Genomic DNA, 17,252 nt, shown 5'->3' on the forward strand with positions numbered 1-17,252 from the left:
AGCCGTGCTGTCGCGGCGCTCGTCATGGTGACGAAGGTCCAAACAACGGTCCAAGCAACAAAAGAAGGAAGGCAACGTGGCGAACAAGGTCAAGGAAATCTGGAAGTCGGGCAAGGCCGTGGTCAACGCGTGGCTCGCGATTCCCTCCGGCTTCTCGGCCGAGATGATCGCGCAATGCGGCTTCGACAGCGTCACCGTCGACATGCAGCACGGCGTGCAGGACTATCTCTCGATGGTGCAGTGCTTCCAGGCGATGGACAAGCATCCCGTGACCCCGATGGTCCGCGTGCCCTGGAACGAGCCCGGCATCATCGGCAAGGTGCTCGATGGCGGCGCCTACGGCGTGATCTGCCCGATGGTGAACACGGCGCAGGAGGCCAAGAACCTCGTCTCGTATTCCAAGTATCCGCCGCAGGGCGTCCGCTCCAACGGCCCGATCCGCGCCGGCATGTACGGCACCGCGGGCTCCTACCAGAAGACCGCGAATGCCGACACCATCCTGCTGCCGATGATGGAGACCAGGACCGCGGTCGAGAACATGGAAGCGATCCTCGACGTCGAGGGCATCGACGGCGTCTATATCGGCCCGTCCGACCTCGGCTTCTCCTACGGCCTCGAGCCGAAGCTCGACCGCAGCGAGCCCGAGATCCTCGCGATCTACGACAAGATCATCAAGGAATGCGCCAAGCGCGGCCTCAACCCGGGTATCCATTGCAGCGGCGCGGAAGGCGCGGCGCGTGCGATCAACATGGGCTTCAAGCTGGTGACGTTGTCCAACGAAGTCGGCCTGATGACGACCTACGCCAAGATGCAGGTCAACGCGACCCGCAAGGATTCGGCCGGGAAGGCCTGATCTCGTGTCCCGGACGCGATGCGGCGCCTAGCGCCGCTTCGCAGAGCCGGGACCCGGTTGCTTGCGAAAGAAACGACACATGGGGCCCCGGCTCAGCAGCGCACCGTTTCACGCTGCGCTGCGTCCGGGGCACGATAGTTTTGATACAGGAGACCTGCCATGACCATCAGCCCCGTCATTCGCCTCCATCCCGATGATGGCGTGCTGATCGCGCGCGCGAGCCTGCCGCCGGGAACATTGGTTGCCGACGGCGTGACCACGGTCGAGCGCATTCCCTCCGGCCACAAGGTCGCGATCAAGCCGATCGCAGTGGGCGAGCCGGTCAGGCGCTACGGACAGATCATCGGCTTTGCGACGGTGCCGATCGCGCCGGGCCAGCACGTGCATACGCAGAACTGCGGCATGGGCGATTTTTCCAAGGACTATGCCTATTGCGCCGACGTCAAGCCGACGCCGAACTTCGATCTGCCGGCGACCTTCGAGGGCATCCGCCGCCCGGATGGCCGCGTCGCCACGCGCAACTATATCGGCATCCTCACCTCGGTGAATTGCAGCGCGCATGTCGCAAGCCTCGTCGCCGACGTCTTCAAGAAGAATCCGTTCACCGGCGACAATCCGCTCGCCGACTTCCCCAATGTCGACGGCGTGGTCGCGCTGACCCACAAGACCGGCTGCGGCATGACGCAGAACGAGCCCTTGGCGCTGCTCCGCCGCACGCTCGGCGGCTATGCGCGTCACGTCAATTTCTCCCACGTCATCGTGCTTGGGCTGGGCTGCGAGGTGAACCAGATCGGCGGCCTGATGGAGGAGCAGAAGCTCGCCGGCCGCCTGCGCGCGATGGACATCCAGGAGGTCGGCGGCACCCGCAAGACTGTCGAAGCGGGTATTGCCTTCGTGCGTGAAGCTCTCGCGGACTCCAACAAGGTCAAGCGCGAATCCGTGCCCGTCAGCGAACTCACCGTGGCCCTGCAATGCGGCGGCTCGGACGGCTATTCCGGCGTATCCGCCAATCCGGCGCTTGGGGCTGCCAGCGATCTCATCGTCCGTCACGGCGGCACCGTGATCCTGTCGGAGACGCCGGAGACCTACGGCGCCGAGCACCTGCTCACGCGCCGCGCCGTCAGCCGCGAGGTCGGCGAGAAGCTGGTCGATCTCATGCACTGGTGGGACGCGTATACCGAGCGCGAGGGCGCCGAGATGAACGCCAATCCGAGCCCCGGCAACAAGGCCGGCGGCCTCACCACCATTTTGGAGAAATCGCTCGGCGCGATGGCCAAGGCCGGCACCACCAATCTCGTCGACGTGCTGCGCTATGCCGAGCCCATCACCAAGAAGGGTTTCATCTTCATGGACACGCCCGGCTACGATCCGGTCGCGGCGACCGGCCAGGTCGCCGGCGGTGCCAATCTGGTCTGCTTCACCACCGGCCGCGGCAGCGTGTTCGGCTGCAAGCCGGCGCCCTCGATCAAGCTTGCCACCAACACGCCCATGTACAAGCGCATGGAGGAGGACATGGACGTCAATTGCGGCACCATCCTCGAAGGCGAGGAGAGCGTCGAGCAATGCGGCCAGCGCATCTTCGAGCTCATCCTGAAGACGGCGTCCGGACAGCCGACCAAGAGCGAAAGCTTCGATTTCGGCGGTGCCGAATTCGCGCCCTGGGTGCTCGGGGCGACGATGTGAGGCTACGCGGCAGTTACGGAATGGTGACCGACAACGCCCGGAAGTAGCTTGCCGGAACATGGTCGCGCACGAAGCCGGGCAGTACGTCGGATTGGTCGAGCGTCCGCGGGTCGATGTTGCGGAGTTCCTCGATGCTTGGGATCTTCAGGTGGAAATTGCCTCCGGTAAGAAGGGTACCAAGCCCGACTAGGTTGAAGCTGGGGTCGTTTCCCTCTTTCGACGCCGGCACCTGACCTGCGAAGGTCGAGCCAGACGCGCAACGCAGCATTCGGCCGACGTGGCGGAAGTTGCCTCGCAGGCTGGGTGGAACGGCCGGGACGATGTCGTTACCGTTGACGAGCCGGAACGTGCTTTCGCTGAGAGGCTCGTAGGCTTCAAAGAAATCCTGACCGCCGGTTCGCGGCCCGCCAAACGTGTAAATGGCGGTTGCCCGCAGGCCATGATCCAACGCCCGCAGTGCTGAGATATTTGCCAAGGCGCCGCCCATGCTGTGTCCAGTAAAGAAGAGCGGCTGTCCGGCGCCGCCACTCCTGATCGCGACTTCGATGTCTGATCGGACTGCATCGACGGCTTCGGCAAATCCTTTGTGAAGAACATTTTGACTTGGTGCGAGGGTGAAGTCGGTGATCCAATCCTTGATACTGAGCGGATCGGTGCCGGAGAGTGTGACGAAAGTCGCGCCGCGTCCGACGGCGACAATGAAGCGGGCTTTTGGCGGTACCAAACCTGTAGCGGGAGTGTCGGCACCGAAGCCGCGCATCTCTAGCCCCAGTGCCGTCAGGATATTGTCTACCTTGTCGCGGTCGTCGGTCTCGTAGGCGAGCTGCGACAACCACATCATGGCTTGCGCGTTTTCCGGTGTGAAACCTGGAGTGACCGTGAAACCATCGAGCGCGTCGGCGCGATAGGAAGCCCGTGGGAATCTGACCAGAAAGCTCATCGGAAACATCTCCTCTTTCGGGCCGCGCCACGCGTCGAGACGTTGCGCGGCAACCATTACGAACGGGAGAGTCCATCATGCGCAAAGCGGCGCGTCGGGCGCGGCTTGTGCAGGCAATGGTTCATTCGATCATAGGTAGATCACTTCGGCAAGTGTAACTCGCAATTCAGCCCGCGGCGTAGGCAACCCGTGCCCGTTGTTAGTGCTTGATCCCACCCGGAACCGGTGTTCTGCTCAAAAAAGCTGCTGGAGCACCGCACCCCGTGTCGATCTACGTCGCATTACACCACGTCACGCACTACAAATACGACCGCCCGATCGATCTTGGCCCGCAGACCATCCGGCTGCGGCCGGCGCCGCATACGCGCACGCCGGTTCTGAGCTATTCGCTCAAGGTCACTCCGGCCAATCATTTCGTGAACTGGCAGCAGGACCCGCAAGGCAATTGGCTGGCGCGCTACGTCTTTCCGGAGAAGACGACCGAGCTGAAATTCGAGGTCGACTTCACGGCGCAGATGACCGTGGTCAACCCGTTCGACTTTTTCGTCGAGCCTTATGCCGACAGCTTTCCGTTCGAGTATTCGAAGGATCTGAAGACCGAGCTCGCGCCGTATCTCGAGACCATCAAGCCCGATCGCCTGTTCGCAAAATTTCTCGACGCGATCCCGCCTGAAGCCCCGAACACCGTCAACTTCCTGGTCGATCTCAATCGCGAGCTTCAGAAGCACGTCCGTTACATCATCCGCATGGAGCCCGGCGTGCAGACTCCGGAGGAGACGCTCTCCTCCGGTGCCGGATCGTGCCGCGACTCCGCCTGGCTCCTGATCCAGACCTTCCGTCATCTCGGTCTCGCGGCCCGTTTCGTCTCCGGTTATCTCATTCAGATACGCCCCGACATCGATCCGATCGAGGGACCGCCAGAGGTCGAGAACGATTTTACCGACCTGCATGCCTGGGCCGAAGTCTATTTGCCCGGCGCGGGCTGGATCGGCTTCGACGCGACCTCGGGTATGCTCGCGGGCGAGGGGCACATCCCGGTTGCGGCCACGCCGCATTATCGTTCGGCGGCGCCGATCTCCGGCGGCGCCGGCTTTGCCGAGGTCGAGTTCGAGTTCGACATGAGCGTGAAGCGCATCCGCGAGGCGCCGCGCATTACAAAGCCGTTCTCCGACGAATCCTGGACGCGGCTCAATGACCTCGGCGAGCAGGTCGACGGCGATCTCGCCGCGCAGGATGTCCGGCTGACCATGGGCGGCGAGCCGACCTTCGTCTCCGTCGATGATCTCGAAGCGGCGGAATGGAACACCGAGGCCGTCGGCCCGACCAAGCGCGCGCTCGCCGACGATCTGATCCGCCGCTTGCACACGCGCTTCGGGCCGGGTGGCCTGCTGCACTTCGGCGAGGGCAAATGGTATCCCGGTGAAAGCCTGCCGCGCTGGGCCTTTGGCCTGTACTGGCGCAAGGACGGCGTACCGATCTGGAAGAATGCCGATCTGATCGCCAGGATCGAGAATCCGCGGCGCGCCGAGGTCAAGGACGCCCAGGAATTCGTGGAGGGCGCGGCGGCGCGGCTCGGACTTGATCCCGGCTACATCATCCCAGCCTATGAGGACACCGCGTACTGGCTCCAGAAGGAAGCCGAGCTTCCCCTCAACGTCGATCCGTCCGACTCCAAATTATCCGATCCCGAAGCCCGCGCGCGGATGGCGCGCGTGTTCGACGAGGGCCTCAACACGCCGCGTGGCTTCGTGCTGCCGGTGCAACGCTGGAACGCGCCGCCGCGCTGGCGCAGCGAGCGCTGGCAACTCCGGCGCAATCATCTGTTCCTGATGCCGGGCGATTCACCGCTGGGCTTGCGCCTGCCGATCGGCTCGCTCGGCTACATCCCGCCCAACCAATATCCTTACATCGTCGAGCAGGATCCGTTGGAGCCGCGGGGCAAGCTGCCGGTGTTCACCCTCGCCGCGCGCCCGGAATCGCCGCCGCAGATCGCGCCCGAGCATCTCAACACGTCCGTCCCCGTCCGCACCGCGATGTCGGTCGAAGTCCGCGACGGCGTGCTCTGCGCCTTCATGCCGCCGGTCGAGCGCATCGAGGATTATCTCGAACTGGTCGCGGCCCTCGAAGCCACCGCCGAGGAGATGCAGCTCCAGGTCCATGTCGAGGGCTATCCGCCGCCGTTCGATCCGCGCGTCGAGGTCATCAAGGTGACGCCCGACCCTGGTGTCATCGAGGTCAACATCCAGCCGGCAAAGAGCTGGCGCGAGGCGGTCGACATCACCGTCGGGCTCTATGAGGACGCCGGCAAGACACGCCTCGGCGCCAACCGCTTCCTGGTCGACGGCCGCCACACTGGCACCGGTGGCGGCAACCACGTCGTGGTCGGCGGCTCCAGCCCGCAGGACTCGCCGTTCCTGCGCCGGCCTGATCTCTTGAAGAGCCTCGTGCTGTACTGGCAGCGGCATCCGTCACTGTCCTATTTCTTCTCCGGCCTGTTCATCGGCCCGACCAGCCAGGCGCCGCGGATCGACGAAGCGCGCCACGACAGCATCTACGAGCTCGAGATCGCGCTCTCGCATGTGCCGCCGCCGGGCTACCAGACGCCGCTGTGGCTGGTGGACCGGCTGTTCCGCCATCTGCTCGTCGACATCACCGGCAACACCCATCGCGCCGAAATCTGCATCGACAAGCTCTATTCGCCGGATGGCTCCACAGGCCGGCTCGGCCTCGTCGAATTCCGCGCGCTCGAAATGCCGCCCGATCCGCGCATGTCGCTGGCGCAGCAGTTGCTGATCCGCGCGCTGATCGCAAAATTCTGGCGCGAGCCGCAACAAGGCAAGTTCGTGCGCTGGGGCACTGCGCTGCATGATCGCTTCATGCTGCCTCACTTCATCTGGCAGGATTTTCTTGACGTGCTTTCTGAGTTGAAGCAGTCCGGCTATCCCTTTGAGCCAGAATGGTATCTGGCCCAGCTCGAATTCCGTTTCCCCGCCTTCGGCCGCGTCCATCATGGCGGCGTGACGCTGGAATTGCGTCAGGCGCTGGAGCCCTGGCATGTGCTCGGCGAGGAGGGCTCGGCCGGCGGCACGGTGCGTTATGTCGACAGTTCGGTCGAACGGCTTCAAGTGAAAGCTGAGGGGTTTGTCGAGGGCCGCCACATCGTGACCTGCAACGGCCGCCGCCTGCCGATGACCTCGACCGGTCGCTCGGGCGAAGCCGTGGCCGGCGTCCGCTTCAAGGCCTGGCAGCCGGCCTCCGGCCTGCACCCGACCATCCCCGTTCACGCGCCCCTGACCTTCGACCTGATCGACACCTGGAACGGGCGCTCGCTGGGCGGCTGCGTCTATCACGTCGCCCATCCCGGCGGCCGCAGCTACGACACCAAGCCCGTCAACACCTACGAGGCCGAGGCGCGGCGGCTGGCGCGCTTCCAGGACCACGGCCATACGCCGGGTCCGATGCAGCCCCCGCCCGAGGAACGCACAAATGAGTTTCCGCTGACCCTCGACTTGCGGACCCCGCTCCTGCAATGAGAATGATGGTGGGGCAGGGAGAGGCGCATGGGCGAGGGCGCAGCCGAACAGGACGACAAGACGGGTAAGGCGCAAGGTCAGCGCGAAGGCCAGCGCCGCCTCGCGCAATGGGTCCGCGACTATAGCCGCCTGCCCGGCATCCCCGACGAGTTCCTGGGGCCCGGCGGCGCCCCCCGCGCGGTCTGGAGCCGCTTCTTCGACGCCTTCGGCGCGCTCGCGCCGGACGAGATCGAACGGCGGTTCGGCATGGCCGACCGCCATTTGCGCGAGGCCGGCGTCACCTACCGTGCGCCCGGCGACAGCGCCGACCGGCCGTGGTCGATTAGCCATCTGCCGCTGCTGATCGACGAGGCCGACTGGAAGCAGCTGTCCGCCGGCATCACCCAGCGCGCCGAACTGCTCGAGCTCGTGCTGCGCGACATCTATGGCGAGGGGCGGCTGGTCGCGGAAGGCGCGTTGCCGGCGGCCGCGATCGCCGGCAGCCCCGAATATCTCCGTCCCGTCTGCGGCGTGCCACCGCCGGGTGGGCGCTATCTCTCGCTCTATGCCGCCGATGTCGGCCGCGGGCCCGACGGGCGCTGGTGGGTGCTCGGCGACCGCACGCAGGCGCCCTCAGGCGCGGGCTATGCGCTGGAGAACCGCCTGGTGCTCTCGCGTGCCTTCTCCGACCTCTACAAGTCGATGAACGTGCCGCGCGTCGCGCCGTTCTTCGAGGCGTTTCGCGACAGCCTGCGCGCGCGCGCCGATCGCGACGAGCCGCGCATCGGCGTGCTCACGCCGGGCAGCTTCAGCGAGACCTATTTCGAGCACGCAACCCTGGCGCGCTATCTCGGCTTCCTGCTGGTCGAGGGCGACGATCTCGCCGTCAGCGACAACCGTATCCACATCCGCACCGTCGCCGGCCTGAAGCGGCTCGACGTGCTGCTGCGCCGGGTCGATTCCAACTCGCTCGATCCGCTCGAGCTCGATGCGTCCTCGCATCTCGGCGTGGCCGGCCTGATCGACGTGCTGCGCAAGGACGGCGTCGTCGTCGCCAACATGCCGGGCTCGGGCGTGCTGGAGGCGCGCGCGCTGCTCGGCTTCCTGCCGGCCCTGAGCCGCCGCCTGCTCGGGCAAGAGCTCAAGATGCCGCATATCGCGACCTGGTGGTGCGGCCAGCGCAACGCGCGCGACGAGGTGTTGTCACGGCTCGACGAGGTCGCGATCGAGGGCGCCTATCGCCGCGGCGTTCCCGGCTTCGACAGCAATGGCCCGGTGCTCGCGAGCGAGCTCGACGCCGCCGGGCGCCAGCGTCTCGTCGACGCCATCAGCGCGCGCGGCATGGACTATGTCGGCCAGGAGATGGTGCGGCTTTCGACCATGCCGGTGTGGGAGCAGGGCCAGCTCACGCCGCGTCCCTTCGTGCTGCGCGTGTTCGCGGCCGCGACGGCCGACGGCTGGGCCATCATGCCCGGCGGCTTCTGCCGGATCGCCGAGCAGGCGGACGCGCGCGCGGTGTCGATGGGCGACGGCGCGCGCGCCGCCGACGTCTGGGTGGTCTCGGACAAGAAGGTCTCGATCGCGACGCTGCTGCCCGCGACCGACAAGGTGCGGATCCGCCGCATCGCCGGTGTGCTGCCGAGCCGCGCCGCGGACAATCTGTTCTGGCTCGGCCGCTATCTCGAACGCGCCGAGGCAACGCTGCGGCTGGTGCGCGCGCTGGGCTCGCCGAGCGGGCCCAACAAGGGCACCGCGGCCTCGCTGCAATCGGCCGACCGCATCCAGCGCCTGCTGGTGGCGTGGGGCGCGATCTCGCAGGCCTCGCGCACTGCGCCGGGGCGCATCGTCGCCGAAGCGCTGCAGAGCCCGGAGCGGTTCGGCTCGGCGCTGTCGCTGGTGCGCGCGGCGCAGCGCACGGCGACATCCCTGCGCGAGCGGCTGTCGCCCGACGCCTGGCAGGTCATCACCGAGATGGCCGATCGGCTGGCCTACGAGGTCGAGGACGACGACGATGTGCTGAGCGCGGCCGAGCTGACCTTGCAGGAGCTTGCGAGCCTTGCGGGACTGGCGCAGGAGAACATGAACCGCGCCGCCGGCTGGCGCTTCCTCGATATCGGCCGCCGCACCGAGCGCGCCATCAACACCACGCGCTTCGCGCGCCAGTTCGCCTATGACGAGGCCTGCGACGAGGATCTCGATATCCTGCTGACGCTGGTGGATTCCCAGATCACCTACCGCTCGCGCTATCTGCTGGCGCCGATCCTGGCGCCGGTGCGCGATCTCGCGGTGCTCGACAGCTACAATCCGCGTTCGGTCGCGTTCCAGGTGACGACGCTGAACGAGCACATCGCTTCGCTCCCGAGCCTGAAGGAGCACGGCCTGATCGAGCAGCCGCAGCGGCTCGCGGTGGCGGCGCAGGCGATGCTGGCCACCGCGGAAGCCGAGAAGCTCGAGGTCAAGACCCTGTTCTCGCTGGAACAGGACCTGCTCAGCCTCGCCGAGGCGATCGGGCTGCACTACTTCCCGCACGGCCCCAATGCCAGCCGGCCGGAAAAGCTGACGGGGCTGGCGTGATCTACGACATCCGTCACGTCACGACTTACGAATACGAGAGTGCGGTCAGCTTCGCTCGCTGCACGCTGCGGCTGGAGCCGAAGAGCGGCGACGGTCAGGAGCTGATCTCGCACAGGGTCGAGATCCGGCCGCGCCCGTCCGAGCGCCACGTCCGCCGCGACTTCTTCGGCACGCTCACCGAGAGCGTCGTGATCGAAACCGCGCACCGAAACTTGCGCATCGACTCGCGCTCGCGCGTGTCCGTCTCGCGCAAATCGCCGGCGCGCGATGCCGTCAGCCCGCCTTGGGAGAGCATCCGCGACATCGCGTTTGAAGCAACGAGCCTCGGGCCGTCCTCGCCGGTCGGCTATGTCTTTGCGAGCCCGCTGGTGCCGGTGCTGCACCCCGTCAGCGCCTATGCGGCCACGAGCTTTGCGCCCGGCGCAGGGATCCTCGCCGGTGCGACCGATCTCATGCATCGCATCCGCACCGAATTCCGCTACGATCCGAAGGCCACGGTGATCTCGACGCCGCTTGGCGAGGTCTTCGACAAGCGCCACGGCGTTTGTCAGGACTTTGCCCATGTGATGATCGCAGGGCTGCGCGGGCTCGGCCTTCCGGCAGCCTATGTCAGCGGCTATCTCCGTACCATTCCGCCGCCGGGCCAGCCGCGCTTGCAGGGCGCCGATGCCACCCATGCCTGGGTGTCGCTGTGGTGCGGCGCGGAGCTTGGCTGGGTCGATTTCGATCCGACCAATGATTTGCTGGTCGCCAACGATCACATCGTGCTCGCGGTCGGGCGCGACTTTTCCGACGTCTCGCCGGTCGACGGCATCATTGTCGGCTCGCCGAAGCAGAAGCTCGGCGTCGCCGTGGACGTGCTGCTGGTGGAATAAAAGCGGTCTCGCCGGCTCGGCCAGGCTGTGTCGCGGCCCGACCGCAACCGTGATGTCGCAGGGCACAACAGCAACATATTTCCGTAAATTCGTCCCGGCGTTTGGTCACTTGGCCCAAGATGGGCTATGCTGGCCGTTGCGTTGAGGACACGAATGAGACGTCGGGAGCTGGCGTGGGACACCACCGACAAGCGGGGCTGCATCCATGATGACGTTACCGAGACTGGCGGCTGAATCCCTGGAGAAGTTGCTGGGCTCGTTCATGCGTCGCAGGTACGACGATTCCTATGCCAGGGTGGTGGAGGCCTCGACGCGCACTGCGATGGAATGCATCGGCAACAGCGATGCGCTCTATCACAATATCGAGCATACGATGCTGGTGACGCTGGCGGCCCAGGCGATCATGCTTGGCCGCAATCTGCACACGCACCTCGATGCCGAGGACTACATCCATATCCTGATCGCCTGCCTTGCGCACGACATCGGCTATGTTCGCGGGCTGTTTCCGGAGGACGACGAAGACGGTTTCGTGGTCGACGAGGCCGGCACCAAGGTGTCGCTGCCGCGCGGCGCGTCGGATGCCAGTCTGATGATGTATCACGTTGATCGTTCGATGCTTTTCGTGCGGCGGCGGCTGCCACCGATCCGCGGTATCGACAGTGAGCGCGTCGCCCGCGCCATCGAGGGCACCCGCTTCCCGGCCCGTGAAGGCCAGGAGTACGACGACGAGGCCTCGATCCTGCGCGCCGCGGACTTCATCGGTCAGCTCGGCGATCCCAACTATCTGCGCAAGGCCAACGCGCTCTACTACGAATTCGAAGAGGTCGGCATCAATCGCCAGCTCGGCTACGACTCGCCCGCCGACATCGTGAACCGCTATCCACAATTCTACTGGAACAGCGTCGCACCGCACATCCAGACCGAGATCAGCTACCTCAACAAGACCGAGATCGGCCGGCAGTGGATCGCCAATCTCTACAGCAATGTGTTCCGCGCCGAACGCGAGATCTCGCTGTCAGGCCCGCAGAAATAGCCCCCGTAGCCCGCATGGAGCGAAGCGGAATGCGGGGACGCCTGCATCCGCGAATCCTGGATTGCGCTGCGCTCCATCCAGGCTACGGCCTCTCAACTCCGTGAGCAAATCATGCAACAAAAAACCATCGCCACGGATATCCTCGACATCGCCTATCTCGAATACGGCGCACCGGATGGCTGGCCCTGCATCATGGGTCACGGCTTTCCCTATGATGTGAACGCCTATGCCGAGACCGCGCCGCTGATCGCGGAAGCCGGCGCGCGGGTGCTTGTGCCGTGGCTGCGCGGCTACGGGCCGACGCGGTTCCGGTCCGCCGCGACGCTGCGCTCCGGCGAGCAGGCGGCGCTCGGCGCCGATCTGCTGGCCTTCATGGATGCGCTTCGCATCGAACGCGCGGTCCTCGGCGGTTACGATTGGGGCGGGCGCGCGGCCTGCGTGGTCTCGGTGCTGCATCCCGAGCGCGTGATCGCCCTGGTCTCCGGCAATTCCTACAACATCCAGAACATCGCGCGTTCGATGGAGCCGGCTTCGCCACCGGAGGAAGCGGCGCTCTGGTATCAATATCTCTTCCACAACGAGCGCGGCCGGCGTGCGCTGGAGCGCAACCGGCGCGGTTTTGCGCGCCAGCTCTGGGCGATGTGGTCGCCGAAATGGAGCTTCGACGACGCGACGTTCGAAACGAGTGCGATGGCGTTCGACAATCCTGATTTCGTCGATGTCGTGATCCACTCCTACCGTCATCGCTATGGGCTGGTCGAAGGCGATCCCGCCTATGCCGCGATCGAGGCGAAGCTCGCCGCGCAGCCGCCGATCCGTGTCCCGACGATCGCGGTCGACGGCGACAGCGATGGCGTCAATCCCGGCACCGCCCATCATGCGCCCAAATTCGAAGGCGTGTTCGAACGGCGTGTCTTCGCTGGAGCCGGCCACAACCTGCCGCAGGAGCGGCCTGCGGAATGGGCGCGCGCCGTGCTCGACGTGCGGAAAGCAGCCTCGTAAAGCCCGGCTTTCCCGCCCTGCCGCCCGGTCGCCCGATTTTTCGCGACTTCGGGAACCTTTTCCGATTGCAGCCGTCCAAGCTGAGGGGCCGCCAGATGTGCGCGGCTCATTGCAGGGAGGCTATTGATGAATTCACATGCGCGCAGGTTGCAAGCCGTCGCGGTGGCGCAGCTGCCGGGCGAACGGCCTGGCAGGGCCGAGGTCGAGCAGGCGGTCCGGACCATGATCCGCTGGGCGGGCGACGATCCCGCGCGCGACGGTCTGCACGACACGCCGGACCGGGTTGCGCGCGCCTTCGCAGAGTATTTTTCCGGCTATGCGCAGGATCCGACCGAAATCCTGCAAAAGACCTTTGAGGAGATCGAAGGCTATGACGAGATGATCGTCCTGCGCGGCGTTCGCTTCGAAAGCCATTGCGAGCACCACATGGCGCCGATCGTCGGCCGCGCCTGGGTCGCCTATATCCCGCAGGGCCGCGTCGTCGGCATCAGCAAGCTCGCGCGTGTGGTGGACATCTACGCAAAACGCCTCCAGATCCAGGAGAAGATGACCGCGCAGATCGCCAATACGATCAACGATGTGTTGAAGCCGGAAGGCGTCGGCGTCATCATCAAGGCGACGCATCATTGCATGACCACGCGTGGCGCGCACAAACTTGGAACCGATCTCGTTACCAGCCGCATGCTGGGTGTGTTCCGTGACAACGCGCTGACGCGTCAGGAGCTGTTGGGGCTGGCCAATTCGGACGCGTGATCCGCGCGGGCCGAGCTGAAGGAGACGACACCATGACCGAGCACAAGACGCCGAGCGGGCCGGACCTCACCAAGGGCGTGTTGCTGACCGCGTTCGAGGACGGCAAGCTGCTCGGCCATGTCGGCGAGGAAGACGTCTTGCTGGTGCAAGCCGGCAGCGAGGTCTTCGCGATCGAGCCGTCCTGCAGCCACTACCACGGCCCGCTCGCCGAAGGGCTGGTCGTCGGCGACACGATCCGCTGCCCCTGGCATCACGCCTGCTTCTCCTTGCGCACCGGCGAGGCCACCCGCCCGCCCGCGCTGAACGCGCTGGCGGTCTGGGAGGTCACGCGCGACCAGGACGGGATCTCGGTTCAGCGCAAGCGCGAGATGCCGCAGCCTGCAGCGTCACATCGCAGCGCGCCGACGGCGGAAAAATTCGTCATCGTCGGCGGCGGTGCGGCCGGCTTTGCGGCCGCCGAGACGCTTCGGCGCGAGGGCTTTGCCGGCGCCATCACCATGCTGAGCGATGACGGCGCGATGCCGGTCGACCGGCCGAACCTCTCCAAGGATTACCTCGCCGGCAGTGCACCCGAGGATTGGCTGCCGCTGCGGGGCGAGGACTATTATCAGGACGCGGGCATCGATCTCAGGCTCAACACCAATGTTGCAGCGATCGATCCGAAGGCGCGCACCATCACGCTCGGCAATGGCGACAAGCTGCCGTTCGACCGGCTGCTGCTCGCGACCGGCGCCGAGCCGGTCAAATTGCAGATTCCGGGCGCGGACCAGCCACACGTGCACACCTTGCGGACCGTTGCCGACAGCCGTGCCATCATCAAGGCGGCGGGCAGCGCGAAGCGCGCGCTGGTGATCGGCGCCAGCTTCATTGGCCTCGAAGTCGCGGCCTCCTTGCGGGCGCGCAAGCTGGAGGTGCATGTGGTTGCGCCCGAGGAGCGGCCGATGCAGCGTGTTCTCGGCCCCGAGATGGGCGATTTCGTCCGCGCGCTGCATGAAGAGAGCGGCGTCCACTTTCACCTCGAGGACACCGTGGAAAAGCTCGACGGCAAACGCGCCACACTGAAGAGCGGCAGCGTGATCGAGGCCGATCTGGTCGTGGTCGGGATCGGCGTCAGGCCGCGCCTTGTGCTCGCGGAGCAGGCGGGGCTCGCCATCGATCGCGGCGTCAGCGTGAACGAGTATCTCGAGACCAGCGCATCAGGTATCTTCGCGGCCGGCGATATCGCGCGCTGGCCCGATCCGCATTCGGGCCAGAACATCCGCGTCGAGCACTGGGTGGTGGCGGAGCGGCAGGGCCAGGCCGCGGCGCGCAACATGCTCGGCAGGCGCGAACGTTTCGACGCCGTGCCGTTCTTCTGGTCGCAGCACTACGACGTTCCGATCAACTATGTCGGCCATGCCGAGAGCTTCGACGACATCGCCATCGACGGCAGCATCGACGGCAGGGATTGCCTGCTGAAGTACAGCAAGGACGGCCGCGTGCTCGCGGTTGCTTCGATCTATCGCGATCTCGATAGTCTCAAGGCCGAGCTCGACATGGAGCGCTCGCGCGCGTGAGGCGGCCCCGTCCGCTCTTGACTTAAGTCAATGGGGGCTCCCGGGGGGCTGCTCTACTGGCTGTTGTCCCGGCGCGGCTCGTGCTATCCTGAGATGTGCCTTGGGACTTCGCATGCAGGAGTAGCCGTCATGACAAGTGCTTCGGATACGTCTCCAAACTTGGGTCTTGGGTCCGGCATTGCTGCGCTGCACGCCAAGTGGGGCTGGATCGTCGCCCTCGGCGTCGTCTATCTCATCACCGGCTTCATCGCGCTCGGCAGCATGATGATGGCGACGGTGGCGAGCGTGCTCGTGGTTGGTGTGATGATGATCATCGCCGGGGTCACCGAGGTGATCGGCGCGTTCCAGATGAAGAGCTGGGGCAAGTTCCTGATCTGGGCCTTGCTCGGCGTGCTCTATATCGTCGCGGGCTTCCTGACCTTCGAGAACCCGTTGTTCGCCGCGGTGCTGCTCACCTTGTTCCTCGGCGCGTCGCTGCTGGCCTCGGGCGCCGTCAGGCTGTTTCTCGCCTTCAGCATGAAAAGGGAAAGCCCGTGGGTGTGGGTAGCGCTGTCTGCGGTCATCACCCTGCTGCTCGGGCTCTTGATCCTGGCGCGCTGGCCGGTCAACAGCGTCTATATCCTCGGCCTGTTCCTCGGCATCGACCTGATCATGGCCGGCGCCGGCTGGGTCAGTCTGGGCTTTAGCCTGCGGCGGCGCCATTAAGGCTTGATCCGGAGAAGGACCGTGGTCGCCCAAGAGCGCGATGACGGTTCATCCAGATTTCATCGCGCGTCGGGCGACGCTGAGGGATTGTCATGCGCTGGTTTCATCTCGCCGTGATCGTGTTTTTCGCCGCAGCGACCATCGTCTTCGCCGTGCAGAATCTCGACACGGTCACGATCTCCTTCTTCAAGATGAATCTCAGTCTGCCGCTCGCGCTCCAAACCCTCGTTGTCTATCTCGTTGGAGCCGCGACCGGCGGCAGCCTGTTCGCCCTGCTGCGGCGTTCATACGCAGGTTCGAAACGAGACGTCGAATGAACCAGCAACTCGACGCAAGACCGTGTTGCGGAACTCCGCTGATCTGACGTGCTGGCAAAAAGCAGCACGCCGCGCGGTCGCCTCGCGTGGACGATCATCACCGGGGAGAAACCATGAGAGCCGCTTTGGTCCTGGCCGCAGCGCTGGCTGCCGCCTGCCTGTCCACGCCCGTCTCCGCGCAAAAGTCCTACGGTCCCGGCGTCAGTGACACCGAGATCAAGATCGGCAACACCATGCCCTATAGCGGCCCCGCATCGCCGCTGGGCATCACCGGCAGGGTGATCTCCGCCTATTTCGATGAGGTCAACGAGAAGGGCGGCGTCAACGGCCGCAAGCTCAATCTGTTGTCGCTCGACGACGCCTTCTCGCCGCCGAAGACCATGGAAGCCGCGCGACGCTTGGTCGAGGGCGACGGCGTCGCCTTCATCTTCGCGACCATGGGCACGGCGCCGAACTCGGCGATCGCAAAATACCTCAACAGCAACAAGGTGCCGCAGCTGTTCCTGATCAGCTCGGCCTCGAAGTGGAACGATCCCGCCAACATGCCGTGGTCGATGGCGCTGCCCTGGGCGCCGAACTACACCAGCGAGGCCGCGATCGACGTCGCTTACGCCCGCGCCAAGAACCCGAACGCGCGCTTTGCGGTGCTCTATCAGAACGACGACGCCGGCAAGGAATATTTTCGCGGTGTCAAGGAAGCGCTTGGTGCCGACGCCGACAAGGCACTCGCGATGGCCTCGAGCTTCGAGGTCACCGATCCCACCGTCGATTCCCAGGTGTTGACGCTGGCCAACACCAAGGCCGATGTCTTCATGATCTATTCGGTGACGCCGCGCGCCTGCGCGCAGGCGATCCGCAAGGCGCACGAGGTCGGCTGGCAACCGACGCGCTTCCTCGCCTCCGGCTGCGCCAACAAGGCGACCGTCATGGTCCCTGCGGGCCTCGATGCCGGCAAGGGCGTGCTGTCGCTCGGCTCGCTCAAGCCGTTTGTCGAGCAGCCGAAGGACGACCCGTCGATGACGGCCTATATCGACTTCATGAAGAAGCGCCTGCCCAATGCCGACATCAACAACGTCGCCGGCCTCTACGGCTACACCGTCGCCGAGGCGCTGGTCGTCCTGCTCAAGCAGTGCAAGGACAATCTGACGCGCGAGAACATCATGGCGCAGGCGGCGAACCTCAAGAACGTGCCGCTGTCGCTTCTGTTGCCCGGCATCACGCTCAACACCACACCGCAGGATTTCCGCCCCATCAAGGACGGCTACATGCTCCAGTTCGACGGCAACGACTGGATCGTGGCGAGCGAGCTGCTGCGCGGGACGTGAGGGGACTGCGCGAGCGGCCGCAGAGACAGTGCACCCTCTCCCCTTGTGGGCCTGTTGCGTTATCGGCTTTTGAGGCTGAAGACGTCAGGAGAGAAGGCCTTGGTCCTGGCAATGCCTGCGAAGA

General features: G+C 65.4%; 13 protein-coding genes. 12 read left to right on the forward strand and 1 reads right to left on the reverse strand.

Translation table 11 applies throughout. From position 1 onward, the window contains the following. The first annotated feature begins 76 nt into the window (after positions 1-76). Together AC0L3X_RS35485 and AC0L3X_RS35490 are read left to right on the forward strand one after the other, a co-directional pair. Complete coding sequence (locus AC0L3X_RS35485) at positions 77-853, forward strand: HpcH/HpaI aldolase family protein (RefSeq protein WP_028146930.1); 777 nt, start codon at positions 77-79, stop codon at positions 851-853. Between the two features lie 159 nt (positions 854-1,012). Further along, a complete protein-coding gene (locus tag AC0L3X_RS35490) occupies positions 1,013-2,536 on the forward strand; it encodes a UxaA family hydrolase (protein ID WP_473317207.1) in 1,524 nt (507 codons plus the stop codon). A gap of 13 nt (positions 2,537-2,549) precedes the next feature. Here the strand turns inward: AC0L3X_RS35490 and AC0L3X_RS35495 are convergent, their stop codons facing one another. Beyond that, positions 2,550-3,476, reverse strand: a complete 927-nt coding sequence (locus tag AC0L3X_RS35495; RefSeq protein WP_187387769.1) for a lipase family protein — start codon at positions 3,474-3,476, stop codon at positions 2,550-2,552. Positions 3,477-3,739: 263 nt separating this feature from the next. On the opposite strand from AC0L3X_RS35495, the gene AC0L3X_RS35500 reads away from it, so the two are divergent. The 10 genes from AC0L3X_RS35500 (at position 3,740) to AC0L3X_RS35545 (ending at position 17,128) form a co-directional block, all read left to right on the forward strand. Then, positions 3,740-7,009, forward strand: a complete 3,270-nt coding sequence (locus AC0L3X_RS35500) for a transglutaminase family protein (RefSeq protein WP_063984657.1) — start codon at positions 3,740-3,742, stop codon at positions 7,007-7,009. A 27-nt stretch (positions 7,010-7,036) separates the two neighbouring features. Further along, positions 7,037-9,562 carry a circularly permuted type 2 ATP-grasp protein gene (locus tag AC0L3X_RS35505; protein WP_063984656.1) on the forward strand — a complete coding sequence of 842 codons (2,526 nt, stop codon included), beginning with the start codon at positions 7,037-7,039 and terminating at the stop codon, positions 9,560-9,562. Then, complete coding sequence (locus AC0L3X_RS35510) at positions 9,559-10,437, forward strand: transglutaminase family protein (protein ID WP_063984655.1); 879 nt, start codon at positions 9,559-9,561, stop codon at positions 10,435-10,437. Before AC0L3X_RS35505 ends, AC0L3X_RS35510 begins: the two co-directional genes overlap by 4 nt. 205 nt (positions 10,438-10,642) lie before the next feature. Then, entirely contained in the window at positions 10,643-11,470 is an 828-nt protein-coding gene (locus tag AC0L3X_RS35515) for an HD domain-containing protein (RefSeq protein ID WP_063984654.1), read from the forward strand. Between the two features lie 111 nt (positions 11,471-11,581). Further along, a complete protein-coding gene (locus tag AC0L3X_RS35520) occupies positions 11,582-12,472 on the forward strand; it encodes an alpha/beta fold hydrolase (protein WP_063984653.1) in 891 nt (296 codons plus the stop codon). Positions 12,473-12,598: 126 nt separating this feature from the next. Then, positions 12,599-13,225, forward strand: coding sequence for a GTP cyclohydrolase I FolE (gene folE / locus AC0L3X_RS35525; protein ID WP_063984652.1), 627 nt, complete (start codon positions 12,599-12,601; stop codon positions 13,223-13,225). A 32-nt stretch (positions 13,226-13,257) separates the two neighbouring features. Further along, positions 13,258-14,781 (forward strand): FAD-dependent oxidoreductase, encoded by a 1,524-nt coding sequence (locus tag AC0L3X_RS35530; protein WP_063984651.1) that lies wholly within the window; start codon positions 13,258-13,260, stop codon positions 14,779-14,781. Between the two features lie 129 nt (positions 14,782-14,910). Then, positions 14,911-15,486: an HdeD family acid-resistance protein gene (locus tag AC0L3X_RS35535; protein ID WP_014496836.1), complete on the forward strand. Its 576-nt coding sequence runs from the start codon at positions 14,911-14,913 to the stop codon at positions 15,484-15,486. A 92-nt stretch (positions 15,487-15,578) separates the two neighbouring features. Then, positions 15,579-15,803, forward strand: a complete 225-nt coding sequence (locus AC0L3X_RS35540; RefSeq protein WP_014496835.1) for a LapA family protein — start codon at positions 15,579-15,581, stop codon at positions 15,801-15,803. 113 nt (positions 15,804-15,916) lie between these two features. After that, positions 15,917-17,128 (forward strand): ABC transporter substrate-binding protein, encoded by a 1,212-nt coding sequence (locus AC0L3X_RS35545; protein WP_063984649.1) that lies wholly within the window; start codon positions 15,917-15,919, stop codon positions 17,126-17,128. Positions 17,129-17,252 lie beyond the last annotated feature (124 nt).

This window comes from Bradyrhizobium sp. MI1.7 (assembly GCF_055811795.1).